The following is a 25865-nucleotide window of genomic DNA, read 5'->3' as shown; positions in this document are numbered from 1 at the left end:
GCGACGGGGCGCGCCGCGTGGTCACGGGCGTGGGACGGTGATCCAGAACCGGTCCTCACCTCGTGCCCGGCCGTCATGACTGCCGCCGTTGGCCTGGATGACGCGGCGGGACGCCTCGTTGTCGGACGCACAGGTCAGCAGCACGCGATCGAGGCCGAGCGACCGGCACTCCGCCAGCCCGGCCGCGAGCATGTTCGTCGCGTGGCCCTGCCGGCGCCACGGCGTGACCACGTGGTAGCCGATGTGGCCGCCCGCCTCGGCCAGTTCCGGCGTCAGACGGTGCCGGAGGACGAGCGTGCCGAGGTAGTGCTCACCGGAGACGTACCAGAACATGGTGCTGGGCACCTCCCAGCGGGTCCGCACGCCCCGGCGCTGCGCGACGTAGGCGTCGAAGTCGTCGGCCGCCGGGCCGATCCAGTCGGTGGACCGTCCGGCCGCCAGGCAGTCGGCTCGTTCACCGGCCAGGTACGACTCCCGTACCGTCGCCGTCGGCCAGACCAGACGCGGTGGTTCGCTCAGTTGGGTCATGCGCCCAGTCTCCACAGGACCGGGCGCGGGGTCTCCGGCTTTTTCGGGGTGCCGACCCGTCACGGTCCCGGCCGGGCGACCGGGACCGTGACGGGAACCGGCGTCGCGCCGGACGGGGCCGGTCCGGGGTCAGCCGTTGCAGTTCGGGACGGGGATGTCGCTGCCGGCGCAGTTGGTGGGCACGTTGCCGTTCACCCTGCTGGAGATCAGGGTGATGGTGCCGCCGGCGTTCAGGGCGCCGCCAGGGGCGACGTCGGCCACGTTGCTGTTGACGTTGCTGGACGTGAGGGTGATCGAGCCGCCCCCGAAGTTGGCGACGCCGCCGGCGCGGTGGGCGATGTTCTCGTTCACGTTGGTCTTCGTGATCTGGAGGGTGCCGTCGTTGGCCGCACCGCCGCCGGACCCGCCGATGGCCCGGTTGCCGATGATGCGGCTGCCGATGATGGTCATGAACCCGTCGTTGGCGACGCCGCCGCCGTTCACGTTGGCGGTGTTGCCCATGATGCGGGTGTCCTCGATCCGGGTGACGGAGCCGGAGCCGCCGCCGATCCCGCCGGAGAAGTTGGCGTGGTTGGCGACGATGGCGCTGCGGGTCACGCTCAGCCTGCCGCGGTTGGCGATGCCGCCGCCGAAGTCGGGCGCGTCGCCGTTGGTGAGGGTGGCGTCCGTGAGTGAGAGGTTGCCGTTGGGGGCGACGGACAGGATGCCGAAGGGGGCCGCGGAGCCGCGGGTGAGGGTGCTGTTCCGGGCGTTGATGAAGATCGTGCTGGTGATGTCCGGCAGCGGGGAGGTCAGCACGTAGCCGCAGCCCGGTGACAGCACCAGGTTTCCGCCCCCGGAGGCGTTGGCCGCGGTGATGGCGGCGGACAGGGCGGCCGCGCTGCAGGGGACATCGGTCTGGGCCGCCGCGGGCGTGGCGGTGGCCACGACCGACGCGAGGGCTCCGGCACACAGGGCGTGGGCGATGAGTGCCGATGGCTTGCGGGTGAACATCAACGGGGCTCCTTCGGGCTCGCGGATCCGCGGGGTGCTCCCGGGTCGGAGTCGTGGTGTCGCGTCTCGGGGGGAGCGGGGTTGATGCTGCCCGCGCCGGCACCTGCGGTGACGGCTCGAACGGACGATCCCCTCGGACGGGGTAGCCGTTTCCGTCCGACGGCCGACGGGAGGGGGCCGGGCGGCCGGTGGTACGGGGGCGCCGCCACCCCGGCGCGCCGGCGAGCCTCTGGAAGTACCGGAGCAACGGCGAGGGGAGTGCACTAACCATCCGTTAGTGCAATCTGGCGGTAAGCGCTGTGCGGGCGTACCCTTGCGTACATGAGCGCGCCCCTCCAGGACCCCACTCGGGACCACGACGACCTCGCGTACAACGTCTTCGCCAGGGCATGCCCGTCACGCGGCACGCTGGAGCACGTCACGGGCCGCTGGGGCGGGCTGACGCTCGGCGCGCTGCACGAGGGCTCGCTGCGCTTCAACGAGCTGCGCCGGCGCGTCGACGGGGTGAGCGAGAAGATGCTGTCCCAGACGCTGCACGCGCTGGAGCGGGACGGGCTGGTGCACCGCGAGGCGCAGCCGACGAACCCGCCCCGCGTGGACTACGAGCTGACCCCGCTGGGCCGCCGGGTGACCGAGCGGCTGCTGGCGCTCATCCACTGCGTGGAGGGCTCGATGGACGACGTCCTCGCCGCCCGCACGCGTTACGACGAGGCGCGCGGCGCCCGCTGACACTTCGGGCAGAAGTAGCTGGACCGGTTCATCCACGGCCGGCGGCGCATGGGGGTGCCGCAGCGCCCGCACGGCAGGCCCTCACGGCCGTACGCGTCCAGGGACCGGTCGAAGTAGCCGGACTCGCCGTTGACGTTGACGTACAGGCTGTCGAAGCTGGTGCCGCCGACGGCGAGGGCCGCGTTCATCACGTCCCGGACGTGGCCGAGGAGTTCCGCCGTGACCGGGCGGGTGAGGTGGGCCGTCGGGCGCTCGTAGTGGATGCGGGCGCGCCACAGGGCCTCGTCCGCGTAGATGTTGCCGACCCCGCTGATCAGGGACTGGTCCAGCAGGGCCCGCTTGATGGTGGTCCGCTTGCGGCGCAGCGCCTGGTGGAAGGCGTCGTCGTCGAAGAGCGGGTCGAGCGGGTCCCGGGCGATGTGCGCGATGACGTCGGGCAGTCCGTCGGGGGTGTTGTCGTGCAACGACAGCCCGCCGAAGGTGCGCTGGTCGACGAAGCGGAGCTGCGTGCCGAGCGAGTCGGCGAACCGGACGCGGATGCGCAGGTGCTTCTCGTCCGGGGCGTCGTGCGGCTGGACCAGGAGCTGGCCGCTCATGCCGAGGTGGGCGAGGACGGACTGGTTCGTCTCCTCCAGCGGCAGCCACAGGTACTTGCCGCGCCGGCAGGGCGCGCCGATGTGGTGGCCCTTGAGCCGGTGCGCGAAGTCGTCGGGCCCGGCGAGGTGGCGGCGCACGGCACGCGGGTGCAGCACCTCCGTCTCGGCGACGGTCCGGTGGGCGACCCAGCGCTCCAGGCCGCGCCGGACGACCTCGACCTCGGGCAACTCGGGCATCGGGACCCCCGTCAGAACCGTACGGACCGGTGGATGAGCCGAGCGCCCGCGCCGGCGTGGACGGCCGGGGCGGGCGCTCGGGTGCTGCTGATCAGGCGGTGGCGGACGACGCGTCGCCGTCCTTGGCCGCGGCTTCGGCGGCCCGCGCGGCCTCGGTGGCCTCCTCGGCCGCCTTGGCCCGCTCGTCCGCCGCGGCCCGGATGGCCCGCCAGGCGGACTCGGCGGCCTGCTGCTCCGCCTCCTTCTTGCTGCGGCCGGTGCCGGTGCCGTACGAGACGCCTCCGACGCGGGCGGCAGCAGTGAAGGTCTTCTCGTGGTCGGGGCCGGTCTCCGTGACCAGGTACTCGGGTACGCCGAGTCCCTCGATCGCGGTCAGCTCCTGCAGGGACGTCTTCCAGTCCAGGCCCGCGCCCAGGTTGGAGGACTTCTCGATCAGCGGGTCGAACAGGCGGTGCACCAGTTCGGAGGCCGCGTCGAGGCCCTGGTCGAGATAGACCGCGCCGATCACCGCTTCCAGGGTGTCGGCGAGGATGGACGCCTTGTCCCGGCCGCCCGTGCCCTCTTCACCACGGCCGAGCCGGATGAAGGCGCCCAGGTCGAGGCCGCGGCCGACCTCCGCCAGCGCACGCGAGTTGACCACCGCGGCCCGCAGCTTGGCCAGCTGGCCCTCGGGCAGGTCGGGGTGGGTGCGGTACAGCGTGTCGGTGACGACGAGGCCGAGTACGGAGTCCCCGAGGAACTCCAGACGCTCGTTCGTCGGCAGACCGCCGTTCTCGTACGCGTAGGAGCGGTGGGTCAGCGCACGCACCAGAAGGGCGGACTCGAGCTGGTAGCCGAGCCGCCCTTCCAGAAGCGTGTGGGACGAGGCCTGGTTGTCCGCCTGGCCGTGCTTCTTCGCCGTGGACACAGTGCCTCTCACCAGCCCGCTCAGACTTCGAGGACCTGGCGCTTGTTGTAGGTGCCGCAAGACGGGCACGCGATGTGCTGCAGCTTGGGCTCGTGGCAGCGCTCGCACGCAACCAGGGTGGGGACCGCAGCCTTCCACTGCGACCGGCGGTGGCGCGTGTTGCTGCGCGACATCTTCCGCTTCGGAACAGCCACGGCTACTTCTCCTGCTTCTCGTCGGCGCGTGCTGACTGAGGCGCGCCGCCGCTCATCTCGTCCTTCTCGCCGTCTTCGAGTGAACCGGCGAGTCCCTGCAAAGCCGCCCAACGGATGTCGACGGCGTCGTGGTGGTGGTCCGGGTCGTCCGCGAGCCGCGCTCCGCACTCGGAGCACAGGCCCGGACAGCCTTCCTGGCACACCGGCTGCATCGGCAGTGCGAGCACCACCGCATCGCGCAGCAGAGGTTCGAGGTCGAACAGTCCGTCCTCGAGGTAGAACCTGTCCTCGTCGTCCTCGGCGTCGTCGCCCGGTTCCGCGATCACGCGGCCCCGGTCGTCGGCGTCAGGGTACGAGAACAGTTCCTGGAAGTCCGCTTCGAGCTCCAGCCCGACCGGCTCCAGACACCTTACGCACTCCCCCTCGGCCTGTGCACGGGCGGTGCCTGTGACGAGCACCCCTTCCATGACCGACTCGAGCCGGAGTTCGAGCTCCACCGGGGCGCCTGTCGGCACTCCGATGACCCCCTGGATGCCGAGGTCGGCGGGGGCGTCGATCGTGCGGGTCAGGCGCTGGAGCGCGCCAGGACGCCGACCCAGCTCGTGCGTATCGAACACGAGGGGGTTGCGGTGGTCGAGGCGGGCGTTGGAGGCCATTCCTGCTTTCGATCTACGAGCTGGGAGGGACGCCGCCCGTCGGTGTTCCGGGCAGCGTTGATCGCGGGCATACGCGCGACCGAAGAGCCAGGATACTGGACCTTTCGCTCAGCGCCCAATCCGGTCCCCGGCTACAGGCCCCGGCCCTGCTCGTACGCCCTCAGCTGATCCGCGCTGATCATGCTCGTGTCGAAGAGGCTGGTCTCGTCGAGCGCGTAGCCCTGCTGGGCCTGCTGCTCCGGCTGCCGCTGGGGCTGCTGCGCGTGGGGCTGCTGGGGGTCGTAGCCGCCCTGCGGTGCCTCGTAGCCCTGGTAGGCGTAGGGCTCGGCCTGCTGGTAGCCGTACGGGTCCTGCTGGGGGGCGTACTGCGGCTGCCGCGGGAAGTCCGCGTACGGCTCCGGCTGCTGTTCGTAGCCGTAGGCCGGCTGCGGCTCGAACGAGGGCTGCGCGGGCTGCGGCTGCGCGGGCCGTGCCAGTTCCGGCTGCCGCCGGGGCGTGCGCTCGACGTCCGCGAGCGCCGCGAGGTCGGCGAGGTAGTCGGCGTCGCTGGAGTGCTGGAAGGTCGTGGTGTCGTCGGCGAGGGCACCGAGGTCGTCGGTGGCGATCCGGCCGTGCAGCTTCTGCCGGCCGCGGCCGACGGCTTCAAGGGTCTTGGCGAGGACCGCCTCGAAGGCGCCCAGCTTGACGTCGACGTACTGGTCGGCGTTGTGGCGCAGGGTCTCCGGGTCGTGGCTGCGCTCGGGGGCGTCCTCGTCCTCGTAGCCGTTCTCGTCGACCCCGGGGCCGGTGCCGAGGAGCTTCTCCCGGCCGCGGCCGACCGAGCCGAGGGTCTTGGTGAGGACGACCTCGAAGTTGGCGAGCTTGGAGTCGACGTAGTCGTCGGCCTCGGCGCGGATCTCCTCGGCCTCCTGGCGGGCCTCGGTGACGATCCGGTCGGCCTCGTCCTGCGACTGGCGGGCGATCTCGGTGCCGGAGATCAGCGAGCCGCGCTCGGCGCGGGCGCTCTCGATGATCCGCTCGGCCTCCCGCCGGGCCTGCTCGACCATCTGCTCGCGGTCGCCGATCAGCTCCTGCGCCTGGGCGAGGGAGCCGGGCAGCGCCTGGCGCACCTCTTCGAGCATCGCGAGCAGCTCGGCGCGGTTGACCACGCACGACGCCGACATGGGCATGGACCGGGCCCCGGAGACCGTGGAGACGATCTCGTCGAGCTTCTTCTGCACGTCCACCTGTGCTCGCCACTCTCTACAGCCGGGTTGGAGACGGACGGGACGACTGTAGCCCCATCAGCCCCTGTCGAGGCGCGCGTTCAGGGCCTGGAGGACCTGGGCGGGCACCAGGTGGGAGATGTCGCCGCCCCAGGCGGCGACCTCCTTGACGAGGGAGGAGGAGAGGAAGCTGTACGTGGGGTTGGTGGGCACGAAGAGCGTTTCGACGCCGGTGAGGCCGTTGTTCATCTGGGCCATCTGGAGCTCGTAGTCGAAGTCGCTGACGGCGCGCAGGCCCTTGACGATGGCGGGGATGTCGCGCTGCTTGCAGAAGTCGACGAGGAGGCCGTGGAAGGCCTCCACGCGGACGTTGGTGTACTCCGAGGTGACGTCGCGGATCAGCTCGATCCGCTCGTCGATCTCGAACAGGCCCTTCTTGGACTTGTTGATCATCACCGCGACGTAGACCTCGTCGTAGAGCCGGGAGGCCCGGGCGATGATGTCGAGGTGTCCGTTGGTGATCGGGTCGAACGACCCGGGGCAGACGGCGCGGCGCACTCGTGATCCCTCGCTCTCCGGTCCGGTCATCGTGCGTCTTCGCACGTAGAGGCGGCGCGACCGTACCAAAACGTTCCCTCGCCGTAGCGACGGGACCTGATCGCCTCGAAGCCGTCCGGCCAGTCGAACACGCCGCCTCTGGTGCTGCGCTCCACGGTGACGAGGGCTTCATCGGTGAGCCAGCGTTCCGAGCGGAGTGTGAGCAGGATCTCCCGAAGATCGTCGTCGGTGACGGCGTACGGCGGGTCGAGGAAGACCAGGTCGTACGGGGTCTCGGGGGGTGCGGTGCGAATGACTTGTTCCGCTTTGCCCGCCCTCACCTCGGCGCCGGGGAGGCCGAGGCCGCGCACGTTCTCCCGCACCGTGCGGGCCGCCCGGGCGTCCGCCTCGACCAGCAGGGCGTGGCCGGCGCCCCGGGAGAGGGCTTCGAGGCCCACGGCGCCGGAGCCCGCGTAGAGGTCGAGGACCCGCTCGCCGTCGAGGGGTCCGCCGAGCAGGGACTGCCACGTGGAGAAGAGACCCTCCCGGGCGCGGTCGGAGGTCGGTCGGGTGCCGGTGCCCGGGGGGACGGCGAGGCGACGTCCGCCGGCTGCGCCGGCGATCACGCGGGTCATCTTGGGTCCTTGGTCGTGAGCGGCTACGGCTTCCAGTGTGACGGGTCGCGCCGGGTGCGGCGGCGGACGCACCCGGCGGGCCCCGGCGCGCGCGTCCCGCGTCCCCCCTTGTCAGCCTTTCTCCAGGTACTGCTCCCGCTCCTCGTCCAGGAGGGCGTCCAGGGCCGTGCGCAGGGCCGGCAGGCCGGTCAGTTCCGGGTCCGCCGCGACCACCGCGGCCGCCTCCTGCCGGGCCTCCGCGATGACCTCCTCGTCCTCGATGACGGCGAGGACCCGGAGGCTGGAGCGGGCGCCGGACTGGGCCTGGCCGAGGACGTCTCCCTCGCGGCGCTGTTCGAGGTCGATCCGGGAGAGCTCGAAGCCGTCGAGGGTGGCGGCGACCGCGTTCAGGCGCTGGCGTGCCGCGCTCGCCTCGGGCATCTCGCTCACCAGCAGGCACAGGCCGGGGGCGGAGCCCCGGCCGACCCGGCCGCGGAGCTGGTGGAGCTGGGAGACGCCGAAGCGGTCGGCGTCCATGATGACCATGGCCGTGGCGTTGGGGACGTTGACGCCGACCTCGATGACGGTGGTGGCGACCAGGACGTCCGCCTCGCCGGCCGCGAACCGGCGCATCACGGCGTCCTTGTCGTCGGGGTGCATGCGGCCGTGCAGGACCTCCACCCGCAGTCCCCGCAGCGGGCCCGCGGCCAGTTGGCCGGCCACGTCGAGCACCGCGAGCGGGGGCCGCTTCTCGGCCTCGTCCTCGGGGGACTTCTTCCTGGCCGCCGCCTTCTTCGGGTCGTCGTCCTCGTCGCCGATGCGCGGGCAGACCACGTACGCCTGGTGGCCCGCGGTCACCTCCTCGCGCACCCGTTCCCAGGCGCGGGAGAGGAAGTGGGGCTTGTCCGCGGCGGGGACGACGTGGCTGGCGATCGGGGAGCGGCCGGCCGGGAGCTGGTCCAGGACCGAGGTCTCCAGGTCGCCGAAGACCGTCATGGCGACCGTGCGCGGGATGGGGGTGGCGGTCATGACGAGGAGGTGCGGGGGCTGCTTGCCCTTGCCGCGCAGCGCGTCGCGCTGTTCCACCCCGAAGCGGTGCTGTTCGTCCACCACGACCAGGCCGAGGTCGTGGAACCTGACCTTGTCCTCGATCAGGGCGTGGGTGCCGATGACGATGCCGGCTTCGCCGGTGGCCAGGTCGAGCAGGGCCTGGCGGCGGGCCGCCATGCCCATCGAGCCGGTGAGCAGCACCACCTTGGTGCCGTGTTCGGCGCCGCCCAGCATGCCCGCCGCGGCCAGGTCGCCCATCATCTCGGTGACCGAGCGGTGGTGCTGCTGGGCGAGGACCTCGGTGGGCGCGAGCATGGCCGCCTGGCCGCCCGCGTCGACGACGGCGAGCATGGCGCGCAGGGCGACCAGGGTCTTGCCCGAGCCCACCTCGCCCTGGAGGAGCCGGTGCATGGGGTGCTCGGCCGCCAGGTCGTCGAAGATCTCCCGGGAGACCTTCCGCTGGCCCTCGGTGAGGGCGAACGGCAGCCGGCCGTCGAAGTCCGTGAGGATGCCGTCGGGCTTCGGCCGCCGCGGGACGGCCGCGAGCTGGGTGTCGGCGTGCCGGCGGCGGGCCAGCGCGACCTGGAGGACGAAGGCCTCGTCCCACTTCAGGCGGTCGCGGGCGTCGGCGATGTCGGCCTTGGTGTGCGGCCGGTGGATCTTCAGCAGGGCCTCGGGCAGCGGGACCAGGCCGCGGCCGGCGCGCAGGGAGCCGGGGAGCGGGTCGAGGGCCTCCTGGGCGCTGGGCAGGACCGTCTGGACCGCCTTGCCGATCTTCCAGGACTCCAGTTTGGCGGTGGCCGGGTAGATGGGGATCAGGGACCCGGCCCAGGTCTCCACGGCCTCGTCGCCGTCGCCGTGGAGCAACTCGTAGGCGGGGTGGGCGAGCTGGAGGCGGCGGTTGAAGACCGAGACCTTCCCGGCGAACATCGCGCGGGTGCCGGGCAGCAGCTCCTTGTGCGGTTTGTGGACGCCGTGGCCGAAGAAGACGAGCTGGAGCCGGCCGCTGCCGTCGGTGATGGTGACCTCCAGCCGCTGGCCCTTGCCGCGGGGGGCCTTGGCCGAGGCGAAGGTGTGCAGGCGGGCGTCGGCGACCTGGGCGACCACCGTGACGTGCTCGTCCATGGGGAGGTCGGCGAGGTGGGTGAGCTGGCCGCGCTCCTCGTACCTGCGCGGGTAGTGGTGCAGGAGGTCGCCGACGGTGTGCAGGCCGAGGTGCTCGGCCATCACCTTCGCGGTGGCGGGGCCGAGCACCTTCTTGAGCGGTTCTTGCAGTGCGGGCACGGGATCCATTGCACACCACGGCACCGACAATGCCGCAGCCGCGCCTCGCCGGTTCCCCCCGGAACGCGGTGAACATCGGTGAAACTCCTGGTCAGCCGCGCTGATCCGGCCCTAGGATGGCGCTTTGGCCATCCTTCGCGGTCACCGCCTGGCCGGGACCGCCCGACCCCGCGCCGCACGCGCTCCCCCGCCGGCGCAGTGACGATGGACTCCCAGACCTCACAGCCGTCCCAGGCATCGCCGTCGCCCCGTACGCCTCACACGTTCCAGGTCGACCTGCGCGGTCTGGTGGACCTCCTCTCCCATCACCTCTACTCCAGCCCGAAGGTCTACCTGCGCGAGCTGCTGCAGAACGCCGTGGACGCCGTCACCGCCCGGCGGGCCGCCGACCCCGGCGCCCCGGCGCGGGTGCGGCTGTACGCGGCGGACGGCGGGCTGCGCGTGGAGGACACCGGTGTCGGGCTCACCGAGCCCGACGTGCACAGCCTGCTGGCGACCATCGGCCGCAGCTCCAAGCGGGCGGAGGGCCTCGCGGAGGTCCGGTCGGAGTTCCTCGGCCGGTTCGGCATCGGGCTGCTCGCCTGCTTCGTGGTCGCCGAGCGGATCAGGGTCGTCAGCCGCAGCGCCGCCGTGCCGGGGGCCCCGCCGGTGGAGTGGACGGCCCGGGACGACGGTTCGTACACCGTGCGGACGCTGCCCGCGGCGGAGCGGCCCGAACCGGGCACCACCGTGTACCTGACGCCGCGGGCCGGGGCGGCCGAGTGGCTCGCGCCCGGGCGGGTCCGTGCCCTGGCCCGGGAGTTCGGCGCCCTGCTGCCGTACGACGTCCGGGTCGACGGCGAACCGGTCGCCGGGCCGCCCGCGCCGTGGGACCGCGCGTACCCCGGTCCGGCCGCCCGGCGGGCGGCGCTCGCCCGGCACTGCCGGGAGGTGTTCGGGTTCGACCCGCTGGACTCGATCGACCTGGACGTGCCGCTGGCCGGGGTGCGCGGGGTGGCCTACGTGCTGCCCGCGGCGGCCGGCCCGGCCCGGCGGGCGGCCCACCGGGTGTACCTGAGGGGAATGCTGCTCACCGAGCGGGCCGAGCAGTTGCTGCCGGACTGGGCGTTCTTCGTGCGCTGCGTGCTGGACACCGACAGCCTGCGGCCGACCGCCTCCCGCGAGGCGCTCTACGAGGACGAGACCCTGGCCGCCGTGCGGGACGCGCTGGGCGAACGGATCCGGGCCTGGCTCACCGGGCTCGCGGCGGGCGACCCCGAGCGGCTGGCGGACTTCCTCGCCGTGCACCACCTGGGCGTGAAGTCCCTCGCCCGGCACGACCCGGAGATGCTGCGGACGATGCTGCCGTGGCTGCCGTTCGAGACGACCGACGGGCGGATCTCCCTGGCGGAGTTCGCCCGGCGGCACCCGGTGGTGCACTTCACGCGGACGGTCGAGGAGTACCGGCAGGTCGCGCCGATCGCCGCCGCGCAGGGCGTCGGCGTGGTCAACGGCGGCTACACGTACGACACCGAGCTGGTCGAGGCGCTGCCGCGGGTACGGCCCGGGACGGTGGTCGCCGAGCTGGACGCGGACACCGTGACCGCGCACCTGGACCCGGTCGATCCGGGTGCGGAGCTGGCGCTGTCCGGGTTCCTGGCCGCCGCCCGGGACCGGCTGGGCCCGCTGGGCTGCGACGTCGCGCTGCGGGCGTTCCACCCGCTGTCCGTGCCCGCGCTGCACCTGGACGACCGGGCCGCCCGGCACGAGCGGGCCCGTGCGGACGCCGAGGAGCGGGCCGACGACCTGTGGGCGGGCATCCTGGGCTCGCTGCGCGGCGGCGCCCCGCGCGCGCGTCTGGTGCTCAACCACCTCAACCCGCTCGTCCGGCGCATCGGCGCGCTGGACGATCCGGAGCTGATCGGCACCGCGACCGAGGCGCTGTACGGGCAGGCGCTGCTGATGGCGCGGCGCCCGCTGCGGCCGGCGGACTCGGCGCTGCTGAACCGGGCGTTCATCGGGCTGCTCTCCTGGGCGACCCACGGGGAGGGGACGGACAGTGAGTGAGATCACGGACTTCGACGGGCTGCGCCGGGCGCTGGCGGAGAACGCCGAGCGGCCGGAGGGACCGGCCCGCAACGCGCGCGCGGAGCGGCTGCTCGCCGAGGCGGAGCGGCTGGACGTGCCGCTCGCGGTCATCGAGGCGCTCGGGCACCAGCTGAAGGTCTACAACTACAGCTCCGAGAAGGACCGGATGTTCGTCCCGTTCGCGCGGCTGCTGCGGATGTGGGACGAACGGCCGGAGGACTTCGACGAGTACGAGGCGCACTCGCTGCACTGGACCTTCAAGTGGGTGTCGGCGGGCATGCTGGACCAGCCGCACGTGCCGCTCGACTCGATCGAGCGGTGGCTCGGCGAGATGGCGCACCGCTACCGGCTCGCCGGGCACTCCGAACGGGCCGTGCGCGCTGCCGAGTTCCAGGTGGCCGCGCACGTCGGGGACCTCGCGCGCGCGGAGCGCGCGTACGCCGCGTGGCTGGCCGCCGACCGCGACGCGATGGCCGACTGCCACGCCTGCGAGCTGCGCGGGCAGGGCGCCTGGCAGGTCCGGTGCGGGCGGGACGCGCGGGCCCTGGAGCTGTGGCGGCCGGTGCTGGAGGGCGAGTTCGCCTGCGCGCACGAGCCGCACACCGTGCTGGCCTCCTCGCTGGCCCCGCTGCTGCGCCTCGGCCGCGTGGACGAGGCCCGGGCGCACCACCTGCGCGGCTTCCGGCTGGTGCGGCCCATGGAGAGCATGCGGGGCGCGTACGCCGACCACGTGGAGTTCTGCGCGCTGACCGGCAACGAGGCGCGCGGGCTCGAACTGCTGGCGGAGCGGCCCGCCTACTTCACGGACACCGGGCAGCCGCGCAGCCGGCTCGACTTCCTGGCCGTGGTGGCGCTGCTGGCGGACCGGCTGACCGGGCTGGGCCACGGTGGGCGGCGGGTGCCGGGGCCCGCAGGGCGGACCTGGACCGCCCGGGAACTGGCCGCGCACGCGCGCGTGGAGGCGACGGAACTCGCCGCGCGGTTCGACCGCCGCAACGGCACCTCGTCGGTCGGCGACCGGGTCCGCGCGCGGATGGCCCAGCGCCCGCTGGTGGAGCGGCTGCCGCTGGGCGTGCGGGCCGCCCGGTCCACGGCGGTCCCGGCGGCCCCCGTGCCCCCGCCGGTCGCGGAGGGCCCCGCCGCGCAGGGGCCGGGGGTGGCCGCCGGACCGTCGCCGGCGGAGCTGGTCGCCGAGGCGCGGCGGCTGTCGGACACCCTGCGGCCGCATGCCCTGGAGGCGTGGGCGGCGGTCGCGCGGGCCGCCCCGGACGGCACCGGACTGGCACCGCGGGACCGGGCGGAACTGGCGGACCACGAGGCGATGGCCCGCGGCCCCGAGGGGCTGCCCCTGTTCGAGCGGGCGGCGGAGCTGTACGCGGCGGCGGGCGATCCGGGCGAGGCGCTGGCGGCCCGCGCGCGGGGGGCGTACGTCCGGGCGCTGGCCGGTGAGGTGGCCCCGGCCCTGGCCACGGTCACGGGCCTGTACGACGAGGTGCTCGCGCTGTACGCCGACGAGGGCACCGGGGTGCGCCAGACCGCGTCCGTGGTGATGAGCCGGGCCCGGATCCTGATGCGCCGGGTCCACGAGGCCGCCGGCCGCAACGGTCCGGACGACGGCGTCCGCCGGGCCGCCGCGGACGCCGGGACGGCCGCGCGGGAGGTGCTCGCGCTCGTCGAGGGGCACGGCGGGGACGACGTGCGGCCGGCCGCGCGGGCCGCCGAGGCGCGGGCGATGCTCGCCGAACTGGCCGGGATGGCCGGGGACGCGGACCGGGCGGCGGGGCTGTTCCGGCGGGCCGCCGCCGAGTACGTGGCCGCCGGACTGCCCTGGTTCGCCGTGGAGTACGAGGTGCAGGTCGCCGCGCTGGCCCACCAGGCCGGCGACCTGGCCGGGGCCGAACGGGCGCTGCGGGCGGCCCTGGAGCACGGCGGGCCGTACGTGGAGCCGGTCGGCCGGGCCCAGCTCCACCTCCAGCTCGCCGAGGTGCTCGGCGCCCGGGACGCGGCCGGTGAGGCGGCCGGGCACGCGCTGGAGGCCGCGCACTGGGCCGACGAGGCCGGTGAGGGCGCCACCCTGGGCGGCTGGGCGCGGCAGCAGCTCGGCGGGTTCCTGCTGCGCCAGGGCCGGTACGCGGAGGCCGCCGAGGTGCTGGAGTCCGCGCTGGCCGACCTGAGCACCGACGCACACGGCGACGGCGTGGTCGTCCAGGCCCACTGGTGGCTCGGGGACTGCCTGGGCGAGCTGGGCGAGCACCGGGCCGCCGCCGAACAGTGGCTCCTGGCCGCCGAGCTGGCCCGGCACTGGCCCGAGCAGCGGGACCACGCCACGCTCGCCCACCTCGCCGCCGAGTCGCTGGGCCACGCCGGTCTGGCGGAGGAGGCGGAGCGGGCCTACGCGCGCGCGGGGGAGCTGTGGCGCGCGCTCGGCGACACGCGGTTCCTGGTCCGCTCGCTGCGCGCCCGCGCCTGGCTGGCGCTGGACCGGGACTCCGGGGCGGCGGACGCGCGCGAGCTGATGGCGGCCGCGGTCCGCGAGTGCGAGACGGCGCTGTCGGCGGCGGACCCGGCGGACCGGGATGAGCCGGCCGCCGAGCTGGGCGCGACGCACCGCCAGTTCGCCGAGCTGCTGGCCCGTTCGGTTGCCGGGGAGGCCGAGGACGCGGTGGTCCGGGCCGTGTTCGCGGAGGCGCTGGAGCAGACCGGCCGGGCCGTGGCGGTGTTCGGCGCGCTCGGCGCGGCCGGGCTGCACGACCGTACCGGCGCGGAACTGGCCGCGGGCCGGCTGGAGGCGGACCTGGGCCGTCCGGCACGGGCGGCGGCACACGCGCGTGCCGTGCTCGCCGCGTACGCGGACGCGGACGCGGACACCGGCGACGGCGGTCTCGGCGATGACGGAGACGGGGACGGGGACGGGGACGGCGGGACCGTCCGCGCGCGCCGGGCGGAGGCGGGCCTGCTGCTGGAGGCGGCGCGGGAGGCCTGCGGTTCCGGGGGGACGCTGGAGACGGACACCGCGCGGTCCGGCCCGGAGGTCTGAGGCGCGGAGGTCTGAAGCGCGGAGGTCTGAGGCAAGGCGGGCTCGGGCCGGGCGGCCTGGGTCCGGCAGGTCTGCGGCCGGGCGGCCCGAATCCCGCAAGTCTGCCGACGGGCGGGCTGAGGCCAGGCGGACGGACCGGGTGCGGCGATCGGGCCCGGCACGCCCGTCGGACCCGGTAGGCCCACCGGACCCGGTACGGCCGTCGGACCCGGTGCCGCGGCCGGGGCGCGTCGGCCGCGGCACCGGGTCCGCCACCCGGGCTCGTCGCCCGGAGCCGTCACCCGGAGCTGCCACTCGGGCCGGTCACCTCAGGCCCGGCACCCGGACCCCGTCGTGCCGCCCCGGTCGCCGGTCTCCGGTCACCGAGCGCCGCCCGCCGGTCACTCCACGCCGACGAGGAGCAGCGCCCCCTGCCGGCCGCCGTGGTACACCACCGTGTCCACGGCCAGGTAGGACTCCCGGACGCGGGCCTCCAGGTGCGCGGCGACGCTCTCGGGCGCCTCGTCGCCGACGACGAGCGTGACCAGTTCGCCGCCGGCCTGGAGCATGCGGTCCAGGAGGGTGCCCGCGGTGGTGGTGACGTCCGCGCCGATCACCGCCACGTCACCGTCGATCAGGCCGAGCACGTCCCCGGCCTGGCAGATGCCGGCCGTCGTCCAGGACCGGTGCTCGGCCACCACGACCTCGGCGTAGCGGGTGGCGCCCGCCGCCGAGGTCATCTGGACGACGTCCTCGTCGAACCGGCGCCCCGGCTCGTGCACGGCGAGCGCGGCCATGCCCTGGACCGCCGAGCGGGTGGGGATCAGGGCCACCCGGATGCCCTCGGTGCGGGCCTGCTCGGCCGCCGCGGCGGCCGTGTGGCGCAGCTCGGCGTCGTTGGGCAGCAGGACGACCTCGCGCGCGTGGGCCCGCCGTACCGCCTGCACCAGTTCCCCGCTGGCCGGCGGCTCCCCGGGCCGGGCCAGGACGGTGGTCGCGCCGGCCTCGGCGTACAGCCCGGCCAGTCCCTCGCCCGGTACGACGGCCACGACCGCCCGCTGGGCGCGCTCGCGCGGCGGGCGCCCGCGGCCGGTGTGCGCGTCGCCGAGCCCGAAGTGCGTGATCCGGATCCGGTACGGCCGCCCGGCCTCCACCCCGGCCTCCACGGCGGCGCCGGCGTCGTCGACGTGCACGTGGACGTTCCACAGGCCGTCGCCGCCGACCACCACCAGGGAGTCCCCGAGGGCGTCGAGCCGCGCGCGCAGCCGGGTGACGGCCGCGTCGTCGGCCTCCAGCAGGTAGATCACCTCGAACGCGGGGCCGCCGGTCACGGCCGCCTCGGCCCCGGACCCGGTCCCGCACGGCCCGGCGCCGGGCGCGCCGCCCGCGGGCGGCTCCCCCGGCTCCGGCTCGGCCTCGGCGCACGCTTCGACGGCCCCCGCGCCCCGGGAGGCCTCGCGCGGCACGCCCTCCCACGGCGGGGCCTGCCGGAGCGCCTCCCCCGTGAACGCCTCCACCAGCGCTCCCAGCACCGCCACCAGGCCCCGTCCGCCCGCGTCGACCACGCCGGCCCGCTCCAGCACGGCCAGCTGGCCCGGCGTCGCGGCCAGGGCCGTCAGGGCGCCCTCGTAGGCGGCCCGCGCGACCGTCCCGCAGTCGCCCCCGGACCCCTCGGCGGCGTCGGCGGCGGCCGAGGCGACCGTGAGCACGGTGCCCTCGACGGGGCGGGCGACGGCCTGCCGGGCGGAGTCGGCGGCCCGGCGCAGCGCCCGGCCCAGTCCGGGGCCGTCGACGCGGGCGGCGTCCCCCGCCTCCGCGAGCACCTGCGCCATCCCGCGCAGCAGCTGGGCCAGGATCGTCCCGGAGTTGCCCCGGGCCCCGATGAGCGCCCCGTGGGCCATGGCCCGCACCGCGTCCGCCAGGGACGGCTCCGCGCGGCCGGTCTCGTACCCCGCGAACACCGCCTCCACGGCCGTCGCCGCCGACTCCAGGGTCAGGTACAGGTTGGTCCCGGTGTCGCCGTCCGCCACCGGGTAGACGTTGATCGCGTCGATCTCCTCACGGGCCCCGCCCAGTGCCCGGAGCGCCAGACCGCACCAGGTGCGCACCGCGAGAGCATCGAAGAATGTCTGCGGCACCTGCGCCACCTGCGCCTCCCTGAGCTGGCTGGACGTGGGACGCAGCGTAGACCCCGGACCGGTGCCCTCCGGTGGAGGGCCGGGGACGGGGGACGCGGCGGCCATGGTAGTTTCGTTGCACCGAAGCAGGCGTTGTATGCTGCTCCGGTTGCCCGATCCGATCGGGCCGTTCCCCTGGCACCGCCACTCAAGATCTCAGTTTTTAGGATCTCGATCCCGGCATGCCGGGATTATCCGTAAGTGCATCTGAAGTCTTTGGAGTGACCCGTGGCTGCCAACTGCGACGTCTGCGGCAAGGGGCCGGGCTTCGGCAACAACATCTCGCACTCGCACCGCCGTACGCCCCGCCGCTGGAACCCGAACATCCAGCGTGTGCGTACCGTGGTCGGCGGGACGCCGAAGCGCGTGAACGCTTGCACCTCGTGCATCAAGGCCGGCAAGGTCTCGCGCTGACGGTACTCCCCCATTCTCGGGCTGGCTCGAGCGGGGGAACCCCATCCGCGCGCGGCCCTGCCTGGTTCGCTAGCACTGAGCCGGTCCACCTCACGGTGGGCCGGCTCTTTGCCGTGCCCGAGACCGTGACGAGCCGCCTGGATCCACGGGAACGCGCTTCGGCATCCTGGGCCCGGGTGGGGTCCACGGCGACGACGGCGTCCTCCCCGACCCCGGCGGCCCCCGGCCCCGGGCCCTGCTCACGCTGCTGCTGCTCGACCCGGCCGGCGACCGCGATCGAGCTCAGGGAGTATCCCGCCTGAGCGCCCAGCCGTGATCGACGGGGCCGATGCCGCCGCCCAGCGCGAACCCGGCGGCGATCGCCCCGGTGACGTACTGCTTGGCCGCGGTGACCGCCTCCGGCACGGACCACCCCTTCGCCAGGCCGCAGGCGATCGCGGAGGCGAGGGTGCAGCCGGTGCCGTGGGTGTGCCGGTTGTCGTGGCGGGGGGCCCGCAGCAGGTGCTCCTCGGAGCCGTCGGTGAGCAGGTCCACGGCCTCCCCGGACAGGTGGCCGCCCTTGATCAGCACCCAGCGCGGGCCGTACGCCAGCACGGCGTCGGCGGCCCGCCGCAGATCGGCCTCGGACTCGACCCGCACGCCGGTGAGTTGGGCCACCTCGTCGAGGTTCGGGGTGGCGACGGTGGCCGCCGGGAGCAGCTCGGTCCGTACGGAGTCCAGCGCGGAGGCGGCCAGCAGCGGGTCGCCGTGCTTGGAGACGCCCACCGGGTCCACCACGGCCGGGGCGTCCGTCCCGGCGATCAACCGGGCGACCTCCCGGACCAGTTCGGCGGAGGACAGCATGCCGGTCTTCACGGCCTGCACGCCGATGTCGTCGACCACGCTGCGGTACTGGGCCCGGACCGCTTCCACGGGCAGTTCCCAGGCGCCCTGGACGCCCAGCGAGTTCTGCGCGGTCACCGCGGTGAGCACGCTCATGCCGTGCACGCCGAGGGCGAGCATCGTCTTCAGGTCGGCCTGGATCCCCGCGCCGCCGCCGGAGTCCGAGCCGGCCACCGTCAGCACGCGGGGCGGCACCGTGGACGCGCTCACGACTCGATGTCCCCGAAGTGGTCCCAGCCGCCCTTGCTGGTCCAGGGCGCCCCGTCGACGGTGACCTGGGGCAGCGCGGACGGGTGCAGGACCTCGCCGATGACCTTCCAGCGGGCCGGGAGCTTGGCGTCCGGCGGGAAGGTGGCCACGATCGCGTGGTCCTCTCCCCCGGACAGCACCCATTGCAGCGGGTCCACGCCGACGGCCTGCCCGATGTCGTTCATCTGCGTCGGGATGTCGATCGCGCCGGAGCGGATGTCGATGCGCACCTTGCTGGCCTCGGCGATGTGCCCGAGGTCGGCGATCAGGCCGTCGCTGACGTCGCACATCGCGGTGGCGCCGAGCGCGGCGGCGGCCGGGCCCGCGTGGTACGGCGGCTCGGGTCGCCGGTGGGCCTCCACGAAGGCGCGGGGCGAGCGGAAGCCGCGGGAGAGCACCGCGTACCCGGCCGCGGACCAGCCCAGCCAGCCGGTGACGGCCACGAGGTCGCCGGGCTGGGCGCCCGCGCGCGTGACGGGTTCCTGGTTGCGCAGGTCGCCGAGCGCGGTGATCGACACCATGATCGTGTCGCCGCGCACGACGTCCCCGCCGACCACGGCGGCGCCCGCGACCTGGCACTCGTCGCGCAGGCCGTCCATCATCTCGGTGGGCCAGGTGACCGGCAGTTCGGCCGGGACGACCAGGCCGAGCAGCAGCGCGGTCGGCACGGCGCCCATCGCCGCGATGTCCGCGAGGTTCTGCGCGGCGGCCTTGCGGCCGACGTCGTAGGCGGTGGACCAGTCGCGGCGGAAGTGCCGGCCCTCCAGCAGGATGTCGGTGCTCGCCACCACCCGGCGGTCGGGTGCGGCGACCACCGCGGCGTCGTCGCCGGGGCCGATCCGGACCGCCGGGGTGGTGGTGAGACGGGAGGTGAGCTCCCTGATGAGCCCGAACTCCCCGAGCTCACCAACAGTGCCCTTCATGTCCCTTGCTCCCCTTCTCTCCCGTGCCGTGCCCAGTCGCGCGTCATCAGTGTCCCCGATACCGTCGAGATGTCCGTCGTCCCGGTCGTCACGACCGCCCCCGCGGCCGTGACGGCCGTCAACGTCCGCCGTCCCTGCACCCTGGCGCGCACGCCCGGTCCCCTCGGGTCTCCCCGCGGGGAGCGGCAACGCGATACCGTGGCGTTCCTTTCCCCCACATGATCCTCGTGGCCGCTCTGGAGGTTCCGTGGTACAGGCGTACATCCTGATCCAGACAGAGGTCGGCAAGGCGTCGACCGTCGCCGAGACGATCAGCAAGATCCCTGGAGTGATCCAGGCCGAGGACGTGACCGGTCCGTACGACGTCATCGTGCGCGCCCAGGCGGAGACGGTCGACGAACTCGGCCGCATGGTGGTCGCCAGGGTCCAGCAGGTGGACGGCATCACGCGCACGCTGACCTGCCCGGTCGTGCATCTGTAGCCCCCGTCTACGCTGGGCCGGTGAACTTCTTCCGTCACCGGCCTCTCGGCCTGCTCGCGCCGGCCCTGCTCCTCGGGCTCGCGGGCTGCTCCGCGGCGGACGACGGCCACACCGTGGCCGTTCCCACCCCCGACGCGAAGACCGCCCCGCTCTGCCGGGCCCTGGACGAGGCGTTGCCGCACACGGTGGACGGACTGAACCGCCGGGACCCCGAGCCCCGGTCCGCCTACACGGCGGGCTGGGGAAGCCCGGAGATCATACTGCGCTGCGGCATCGTCCGGCCGCCGAAGATGGTCGATCCCGCCGTGGCGAAGGGCGACGACCCGAACGCGATCGGCGGCGGGGTCGACGGCGTCGACTGGCTGATGGAGAAGGAGGACGACGGGACGTGGCGGTTCACCACGTCCGGTCGCTCCGCTTACGTGCAGGTGACGCTGCCGAAGAGGCTGTCCGGGCCGGACGACGGCGCCCAGGTGATGATGGATCTGGCGGCGGCGGTGAAGAAGACGATCCCCCTCGGGGTCGCCTCCATGCGGTACTGAGCCATGCGGTACTGAGCCGCCGCCGGTTCGGCGCGGGTCCGGTGGGTCAGCGCAGGCCGGTGGAACGGCGCAGCGCCGCCTGCACCAGGCGGTCGACCAGCTCGGGGTAGTCGATCCCGCTGGCCTCCCACATCTTCGGGTACATCGAGATGGGCGTGAAGCCGGGCATGGTGTTGATCTCGTTGATCACGAACTCGCCGTCCTCGGTGAGGAAGAAGTCCGCGCGGACCAGCCCCTCGCAGGAGGCCGCGTCGAACGCCTCGACCGCGAGCCGGCGCACCTCGGCGGTCTCCTCCTCGGTGAGCGGGGCCGGGACGACACCGGGCGTGGAGTCGATGTACTTGGCGTCGAAGTCGTAGTACGCGTGCGCGTCCGGCGGCGGGATCTCGGCCGGGACGGAGGCGCGCGGCCCGTCCTCGAACTCCAGGACGCCGCACTCGATCTCGCGGCCCCGCAGCGCCGCCTCGACGAGGATCTTGGGGTCGTGCCGCTGCGCCTCGGCGATCGCCTCGTCCAGCCCGGCGAGGTCGTCGACCTTGGTGATGCCGATCGACGAGCCCGCGCGCGCGGGCTTCACGAACAGCGGCCAGCCGTGCTCGCCCGCGAAGTCGACGATCCGCTTGCGGGCGGCGGACTCGTCCCGCGCCCACTCGCGGGGGCGGATCACCACGTACGGGCCGACCTTGAGCCCGAAGGAGGTGAACACCCGCTTCATGTACTCCTTGTCCTGGCCGACGGCCGAGGCGAGCACGCCCGAGCCCACGTACGGCACCCCGGACAGCTCCAGCAGGCCCTGGAGGGTGCCGTCCTCGCCGTAGGGGCCGTGCAGCACCGGGAAGACCACGTCGACCTCGCCGAGCGCCTTGGGCACCGAGCCCGGCTCGCTGTAGACGACCTCGCGGTTCGCCGGGTCGACGGGGAGCACCACGCCGCCCTCGCCCGACTCGGCCAGCTCCTCCACGCGGGGGGTGCGCCGGTCGCTGATGGCCATCCGCTCCGGCTCGTCGGCCGTCAGCGCCCAGCGACCGTCCGCGGTGATGCCGATCGGCAGGACGTCGTAGCGCGTCCGGTCGATGGCCTTCAGGACGGCGCCGGCGGTGACCACGGAGATCCCGTGTTCGGAGCTGCGCCCGCCGAACACGACGGCCACACGCGGCTTGCGGAATGGCTGCTCAGGGCTCTGGGGGAGGTTCTCGGTGCTCATATCGCGTTGAGAGTACCTGGCGGCGGCGCCCAAGTCAGCGGGCGCTCCCGGGCCGTCGCTCAGCGTCGCGCGGACGGTCGCACAGCGTCGTGCGGGCGGCCCGGGGAGGGGTCGTGCGGGCCGCTCTCAGCGCCGTTCGGGCTTGGCGCTGCGCGCCATCAGCTCCTTGAGCGCGGCGACCGGCGACTTGCCCTCGTGCACGATGCCGACGACCGTCTCGGTGATGGGCATGTCGACGTCGTGCCGGCGCGCCAGATCCAGCACGGACTCGCAGGACTTGACGCCCTCGGCGGTCTGCCGGGTGACCGCGATGGTCTCCTCCAGGGTCATGCCCTTGCCGAGGTTGGTGCCGAAGGTGTGGTTGCGGGACAGCGGCGAGGAGCAGGTGGCCACCAGGTCGCCGAGGCCCGCGAGTCCGGAGAAGGTCAGCGGGTCGGCGCCCATCGCGAGGCCGAGCCGGGTGGTCTCGGCGAGTCCGCGCGTGATGAGCGAGCCCTTGGCGTTGTCGCCGAGCCCCATGCCGTCGGCGATGCCGACCGCGAGCCCGATGACGTTCTTGACCGCGCCGGCGAGTTCGCAGCCGACCACGTCCGTGTTGGTGTACGGCCGGAAGTACGGGGTGTGGCAGGCGGCCTGGAGCCGCTGGGCGACCCGCTCGTCGGTGCAGGCCACGACGGCGAGGGCGGGCATGCGGGCGGCGATCTCGCGGGCCAGGTTGGGGCCGGTGACGACCGCGACCCGGTCGGCGCCGACCTTGGCGACGTCCTCGATGACCTCGCTCATCCGCATGGTGGAGCCGAGTTCGACGCCCTTCATCAGGGAGACGAGGACGGTGTCCGGTGCGAGCAGGGGGGTCCACTCGGCGAGGTTGGCGCGCAGGGTCTGGGAGGGGACCGCGAGCACGGTGAAGTCCGCGTCGCGCAGCGCCCCGGCCGCGTCGGCGGTGGCCCGCAGGTTCCCGGGCAGTTCTACGCCGGGCAGGTAGTCGGGGTTGGTCCGGGTGGAGTTGACCGCCTCGGCCAGCTCCGGCCTGCGGGCCCACAGGGTCACGTCGCAGCCGGCGTCGGCGAGGACCATCCCGAAGGCGGTGCCCCACGAACCGGTGCCCATGACGGCCGCCCGCACAGGCTTGCTCACTTGCTCTGCCCTTCCGCTTGCTTGCCCTGCGTCTGCACCTGTGCCCGGGCCTGCGCCTGCGCCTGGGTGCGGCGGCGCTGCTCGATCCGCTCACGGCGCGGGTCGTACGGGGCCTCGGGCGCCTTCTCGCCGCGGATCTCCTCCAGCAGGCGGGTGATGGCGGCCATGATGACCTCGGTGGCCTCCTTGAGCACCTCCGGTGTCATCTCCCGGTCGTGGAAGCGGGAGAGGTCCACGGGGGCGCCCGCGAGCACGTGGTGCGTCTTGCGCGGGAAGAGGTTCGGCTTCTTGGCGTACGGCGGCAGCAGTTCGTTGGCGCCCCACTGGGCGACCGGGACCACCGGGCACTTGGTCTCGAGGGCGACCCGCGCGGCGCCGGTCTTGCCGGTCATCGGCCAGCCGTCCGGGTCGCGGGTGAGGGTGCCCTCGGGGTAGAAGGCGACGCACTCGCCGCGCTCCACGGCGTCGATCGCGGCCCGGAAGGCGCTGAGCGCGTCCGTGGACTCCCGGTAGACGGGGATCTGCCCGGTACCGCGCATGGCGGCGCCGACCAGACCCTTCTTGAAAAGCCCGCTCTTCGCCAGGAATCGCGGGACCCGTCCGGTGTTGTACTGATAATGCGCGTATGCGAAGGGGTCCACGTGTGAATTGTGGTTCACCACGGTGATGAATCCGCCCTCGGCCGGAATGTGCTCCATTCCACGCCAGTCCCGCTTGATCAGAACCGCCAGCGGCGGTTTGCAGATCACCGCGGCGAAGCGGTACCAGAAGCCGATTCTGCGGCGGGGCACAAGGACACCTTCCTCTAGGACTGCCACCCCGGCGGGGGCCGCACAAGTCTGGCCCCGGGCCGCCGGTCTGTCGAGAACACCGTACGCCCGCCCGTCAGCCGCCCCCACCCTTGTGCGGGGCCGCGCGCGCCTCCCGCCGCCCGGGCCGGCGGACGGCCCGGGTGACAATGAACGGGACGAGAGAGGGACGGTACGCCGGTGCAGTGGACCTTGGTCATCCCCCTGAAGCCCCTCGCGCGGGCCAAGAGCAGGCTCGCGGGCACGGCCGGCGACGAGGTGCGCCCCGGGCTGGCGCTGGCGTTCGCGCAGGACACCGTGGGTGCGGCGCTGGCCTGCGCGGCAGTGGCGGATGTGGCGGTCGTCACGGACGACGGGCGGGCCGCGCGGGAGCTGGCGGCGCTGGGCGCGCGGATCGTTCCCGACTCCCCCCGCGCCGGCCTGAACGCGGCCCTGGCGCACGGCGCGGCCGTCGCACGGGAGATCCGCCCCCGCGCCCCGGTCGCGGCCCTGAACGCCGACCTGCCGGCGCTGCGCGAGACGGAACTCCTGCGGGTGCTGACCGCCGCCGCGGAATTCCCGCGGGCCTTTCTCGCGGACGCGGCCGGACCCGGCACGACTTTGCTGGCGGCGGCCGGTGAACAGGAATTGCGGCCCGCGTTCGGCTTCGGCTCCCGTATGCGGCACCGCGCGTCGGGGGCGGTGGAACTCCTGCTCCCCGGGGTCGAATCGGTACGGCAGGACGTGGACACCGGCGCGGACCTGCGGGCGGCGCTGGCGCTGGGCGTGGGCCCCCGCACGAAGGCGGCCGCGGCGGGGCTGCTGATCCCGGGCTGCTGAACGGGCCGGGGAAGCGCTCCGCGCCCCGGCGGATTAGGCTGGCCGCCATGCAGGCCACCGCATACACCTACGACCCGGAGACCCGCAGCGGCCGGGTACTTCTCGACGACGGCACCCCGGTCCCGTTCGGCGCCCCGGCGTTCGACGCCGGCGGCCTGCTGCTGCTCCGGCCCGGTCAGCGCGTGCGGATCGAGACCGAGGGGTCCGGCAGCGACCTGCGGATCACCCTGGTCACCCTCCAGACCCTGTAACCGTCCCCGCACACGCCGCGGGCCGGGCTCCCCGAGGGAGTCCGGCCCGGCGCGTGAGTGCTGTGGCGGCCTTGCGACGCCGCCCTACGACGTCGCCTTGCGGGCGGTGGTCTTCTTCGCCGTGGTCTTGCGGGCCGTCGACTTCTTGGCCGGGGCCTTCTTCGCGGTGACCTTCTTCGCCGGGGCCTTCTTCGCGGCGGTCGTGCTCTTCTTCGCGGCGGTCTTCGACGCGGCGGTCTTGGCGGTGGCCGCCGCCGTGGTCTTCTTCGCGGGGGCCTTCTTCGCCGTGGTCTTCTTCGCGGCGGCGGCCGTGGTCTTCTTCGCCGCGGCGGGGGCCTTCTTCGCCGCCGTGGCCTTCTTCGCGGCACCGGCCGTCTTCTTGGCGGCGGCCTTCTTGCCGGCGGCCTTGGCGATGGTGGGCGGCGGGCCGGACAGGCTGCCCTTCGGGGCCTTCTTGACCGAGACCTCGCCACCGCGCGGGAGCTTCTTCGAGCCGCTCACGAGGTCCTTGAAGCCCTGACCGGCGCGGAAGCGCGGCACGGACGTCTTCTTGACCCGAACCCGCTCGCCCGTCTGAGGATTGCGGGCGTACCGGGCGGGGCGGTCCACCTTCTCGAAGGAGCCGAAGCCGGTGACCGAGACCCGCTCGCCCGCGACGACCGCGCGGACGATGGCGTCCAGGACATGATCGACGGCGTCGGCGGCCTGCTGGCGGCCTCCCAACTTGTCGGCAATCGCTTCTACGAGCTGCGCCTTGTTCACGTCTTCCCCTTCGGAGACATCGCCAGAACGAAAGTGTTCAAGCTTTTTCGCACGTTAGGCAGATATATACCGCAAATCAAACACGAAACGGGCTTATCACCCTTGTGCCGCAACGGACTCGGCGGCTCCGTGCTGTTCAGCGGTCCTCGTCGGGGATCCGACCCTCGTCGAGGTCCGCACCGAACCGCTCGAGCCGCTTTGCCGCACCGGCGAGATCGTGCTTGGCCGCGGCCGTAATGACCAACAGCTTCCGGGTCAGCGCCATCCGTACGCCCTCCGGGACTTGCAGTGCGCGCACTCTTGCGTGCGCTTCCTTGAGCTGGTTCGCGACCGCCGCATAGAGCTGGAGTTGGCCGTCGTGTCCCATGCACAGATTGTGCCATCTGGGGCGAGTTGTCGCCTGCGCAGGGGGCAACTGCGGCCTCAAATGGCTCTCCAGGCACTTGCGGAGACCATGAACACGGCACTCATCTACCCGGCCAACACTCTTTGTAACATGCGCAGTTGGCCCGCGCGAGACGGAACCGCAGGTCCGTCCGGGTGCGGACATGGCTGTACCCCCGATCGTGGTGACCGGGGGTACAGGGGGGAGGTGGTGGTGG

26 protein-coding genes are annotated in these 25865 nt (G+C 73.7%); 8 read left to right on the top strand and 18 right to left on the bottom strand.

From position 1 onward, the window contains the following. Positions 1-21: 21 nt before the first annotated feature. Both ACZ4K2_RS06325 and ACZ4K2_RS06320 read right to left on the bottom strand, forming a co-directional pair. Positions 22-528 (bottom strand): GNAT family N-acetyltransferase, encoded by a 507-nt coding sequence (locus ACZ4K2_RS06325; RefSeq protein WP_467474282.1) that lies wholly within the window; start codon positions 526-528, stop codon positions 22-24. Between the two features lie 129 nt (positions 529-657). After that, positions 658-1521 (bottom strand): hypothetical protein, encoded by an 864-nt coding sequence (locus ACZ4K2_RS06320; protein ID WP_467474280.1) that lies wholly within the window; start codon positions 1519-1521, stop codon positions 658-660. A gap of 321 nt (positions 1522-1842) precedes the next feature. On the opposite strand from ACZ4K2_RS06320, the gene ACZ4K2_RS06315 reads away from it, so the two are divergent. After that, a complete protein-coding gene (locus tag ACZ4K2_RS06315; protein ID WP_467474278.1) occupies positions 1843-2250 on the top strand; it encodes a winged helix-turn-helix transcriptional regulator in 408 nt (135 codons plus the stop codon). Here ACZ4K2_RS06315 and mutM read toward each other — a convergent pair. The 8 genes from mutM to recG form a co-directional block, all read right to left on the bottom strand. Next, the gene (gene mutM, locus ACZ4K2_RS06310) at positions 2223-3083 is read right to left on the bottom strand and encodes a bifunctional DNA-formamidopyrimidine glycosylase/DNA-(apurinic or apyrimidinic site) lyase (protein ID WP_467474276.1); all 861 of its coding nucleotides are present in this window, start codon (positions 3081-3083) and stop codon (positions 2223-2225) included. The genes ACZ4K2_RS06315 and mutM overlap by 28 nt on opposite strands. Before the next feature lie 91 nt (positions 3084-3174). After that, positions 3175-3990, bottom strand: a complete 816-nt coding sequence (rnc, locus tag ACZ4K2_RS06305) for a ribonuclease III (protein WP_467474657.1) — start codon at positions 3988-3990, stop codon at positions 3175-3177. 20 nt (positions 3991-4010) lie between these two features. Then, positions 4011-4184 carry a 50S ribosomal protein L32 gene (gene rpmF / locus ACZ4K2_RS06300; protein WP_007493396.1) on the bottom strand — a complete coding sequence of 58 codons (174 nt, stop codon included), beginning with the start codon at positions 4182-4184 and terminating at the stop codon, positions 4011-4013. A gap of 2 nt (positions 4185-4186) precedes the next feature. Then, positions 4187-4840, bottom strand: a complete 654-nt coding sequence (locus ACZ4K2_RS06295) for a YceD family protein (protein WP_467474273.1) — start codon at positions 4838-4840, stop codon at positions 4187-4189. A 131-nt stretch (positions 4841-4971) separates the two neighbouring features. Beyond that, positions 4972-6066, bottom strand: a complete 1095-nt coding sequence (locus ACZ4K2_RS06290) for an ATP synthase F0 subunit B (protein WP_467474272.1) — start codon at positions 6064-6066, stop codon at positions 4972-4974. Between the two features lie 57 nt (positions 6067-6123). After that, positions 6124-6603: a pantetheine-phosphate adenylyltransferase gene (gene coaD, locus ACZ4K2_RS06285; protein ID WP_467474655.1), complete on the bottom strand. Its 480-nt coding sequence runs from the start codon at positions 6601-6603 to the stop codon at positions 6124-6126. Between the two features lie 26 nt (positions 6604-6629). Then, positions 6630-7217: a 16S rRNA (guanine(966)-N(2))-methyltransferase RsmD gene (rsmD, locus tag ACZ4K2_RS06280; RefSeq protein WP_467474270.1), complete on the bottom strand. Its 588-nt coding sequence runs from the start codon at positions 7215-7217 to the stop codon at positions 6630-6632. Between the two features lie 111 nt (positions 7218-7328). Beyond that, positions 7329-9539 carry an ATP-dependent DNA helicase RecG gene (gene recG / locus ACZ4K2_RS06275; RefSeq protein WP_467474269.1) on the bottom strand — a complete coding sequence of 737 codons (2211 nt, stop codon included), beginning with the start codon at positions 9537-9539 and terminating at the stop codon, positions 7329-7331. Positions 9540-9734: 195 nt separating this feature from the next. Between recG and ACZ4K2_RS06270 the strand changes: the two genes are divergently transcribed. Both ACZ4K2_RS06270 and ACZ4K2_RS06265 read left to right on the top strand, forming a co-directional pair. Next, a complete protein-coding gene (locus ACZ4K2_RS06270) occupies positions 9735-11576 on the top strand; it encodes an HSP90 family protein (RefSeq protein ID WP_467474267.1) in 1842 nt (613 codons plus the stop codon). Next, entirely contained in the window at positions 11569-14634 is a 3066-nt protein-coding gene (locus ACZ4K2_RS06265; RefSeq protein WP_467474266.1) for a tetratricopeptide repeat protein, read from the top strand. Before ACZ4K2_RS06270 ends, ACZ4K2_RS06265 begins: the two co-directional genes overlap by 8 nt. Before the next feature lie 380 nt (positions 14635-15014). Here ACZ4K2_RS06265 and ACZ4K2_RS06260 read toward each other — a convergent pair whose 3' ends face one another. Further along, on the bottom strand, positions 15015-16760 hold the full coding sequence (locus ACZ4K2_RS06260; protein ID WP_467474264.1) for a DAK2 domain-containing protein: 1746 nt from the start codon (positions 16758-16760) through the stop codon (positions 15015-15017). 258 nt (positions 16761-17018) lie between these two features. Here ACZ4K2_RS06260 and rpmB point away from each other — a divergent pair, with 258 nt between their 5' ends. Then, positions 17019-17204 (top strand): 50S ribosomal protein L28, encoded by a 186-nt coding sequence (gene rpmB, locus ACZ4K2_RS06255; RefSeq protein ID WP_004924906.1) that lies wholly within the window; start codon positions 17019-17021, stop codon positions 17202-17204. A gap of 282 nt (positions 17205-17486) precedes the next feature. On the opposite strand, the gene thiD is transcribed toward rpmB, so the two are convergent. Beyond that, complete coding sequence (thiD, locus tag ACZ4K2_RS06250) at positions 17487-18281, bottom strand: bifunctional hydroxymethylpyrimidine kinase/phosphomethylpyrimidine kinase (RefSeq protein ID WP_467474653.1); 795 nt, start codon at positions 18279-18281, stop codon at positions 17487-17489. 11 nt (positions 18282-18292) lie between these two features. Beyond that, entirely contained in the window at positions 18293-19258 is a 966-nt protein-coding gene (locus ACZ4K2_RS06245) for a thiamine-phosphate kinase (protein ID WP_467474263.1), read from the bottom strand. Positions 19259-19505: 247 nt separating this feature from the next. Here ACZ4K2_RS06245 and ACZ4K2_RS06240 point away from each other — a divergent pair, with 247 nt between their 5' ends. Further along, positions 19506-19739, top strand: a complete 234-nt coding sequence (locus ACZ4K2_RS06240; RefSeq protein WP_467474262.1) for an Lrp/AsnC family transcriptional regulator — start codon at positions 19506-19508, stop codon at positions 19737-19739. A gap of 20 nt (positions 19740-19759) precedes the next feature. Beyond that, positions 19760-20281: a DUF3515 domain-containing protein gene (locus ACZ4K2_RS06235; RefSeq protein WP_467474260.1), complete on the top strand. Its 522-nt coding sequence runs from the start codon at positions 19760-19762 to the stop codon at positions 20279-20281. A 46-nt stretch (positions 20282-20327) separates the two neighbouring features. Here the strand turns inward: ACZ4K2_RS06235 and ACZ4K2_RS06230 are convergent, their stop codons facing one another. The 3 genes from ACZ4K2_RS06230 to ACZ4K2_RS06220 all read right to left on the bottom strand — a co-directional run bounded on the left by ACZ4K2_RS06230 (position 20328) and on the right by ACZ4K2_RS06220 (position 23413). Further along, the gene (locus ACZ4K2_RS06230; protein WP_467474259.1) at positions 20328-21485 is read right to left on the bottom strand and encodes a D-alanine--D-alanine ligase family protein; all 1158 of its coding nucleotides are present in this window, start codon (positions 21483-21485) and stop codon (positions 20328-20330) included. A 126-nt stretch (positions 21486-21611) separates the two neighbouring features. Beyond that, on the bottom strand, positions 21612-22622 hold the full coding sequence (locus ACZ4K2_RS06225; RefSeq protein WP_467474257.1) for an NAD(P)H-dependent glycerol-3-phosphate dehydrogenase: 1011 nt from the start codon (positions 22620-22622) through the stop codon (positions 21612-21614). Beyond that, positions 22619-23413, bottom strand: coding sequence for a lysophospholipid acyltransferase family protein (locus ACZ4K2_RS06220; RefSeq protein WP_467474256.1), 795 nt, complete (start codon positions 23411-23413; stop codon positions 22619-22621). The genes ACZ4K2_RS06225 and ACZ4K2_RS06220 overlap by 4 nt, the downstream gene beginning before the upstream one ends. Before the next feature lie 198 nt (positions 23414-23611). On the opposite strand from ACZ4K2_RS06220, the gene cofC reads away from it, so the two are divergent. Next, positions 23612-24250 carry a 2-phospho-L-lactate guanylyltransferase gene (gene cofC, locus ACZ4K2_RS06215; RefSeq protein ID WP_467474255.1) on the top strand — a complete coding sequence of 213 codons (639 nt, stop codon included), beginning with the start codon at positions 23612-23614 and terminating at the stop codon, positions 24248-24250. Between the two features lie 47 nt (positions 24251-24297). After that, complete coding sequence (locus ACZ4K2_RS06210; RefSeq protein ID WP_467474253.1) at positions 24298-24501, top strand: hypothetical protein; 204 nt, start codon at positions 24298-24300, stop codon at positions 24499-24501. Positions 24502-24585: 84 nt separating this feature from the next. Here ACZ4K2_RS06210 and ACZ4K2_RS06205 read toward each other — a convergent pair whose 3' ends face one another. Then, a complete protein-coding gene (locus ACZ4K2_RS06205; protein WP_467474251.1) occupies positions 24586-25263 on the bottom strand; it encodes an HU family DNA-binding protein in 678 nt (225 codons plus the stop codon). A gap of 136 nt (positions 25264-25399) precedes the next feature. Continuing rightward, positions 25400-25630 carry an SCO5555 family protein gene (locus tag ACZ4K2_RS06200; RefSeq protein WP_467474249.1) on the bottom strand — a complete coding sequence of 77 codons (231 nt, stop codon included), beginning with the start codon at positions 25628-25630 and terminating at the stop codon, positions 25400-25402. Positions 25631-25865 lie beyond the last annotated feature (235 nt).

Source organism: Streptomyces sp. NPDC025833, from assembly GCF_055558055.1.
The sequence above is the reverse complement of the archived record's forward strand: the minus strand, read 5'-3'. Positions and strand labels throughout refer to the sequence as shown.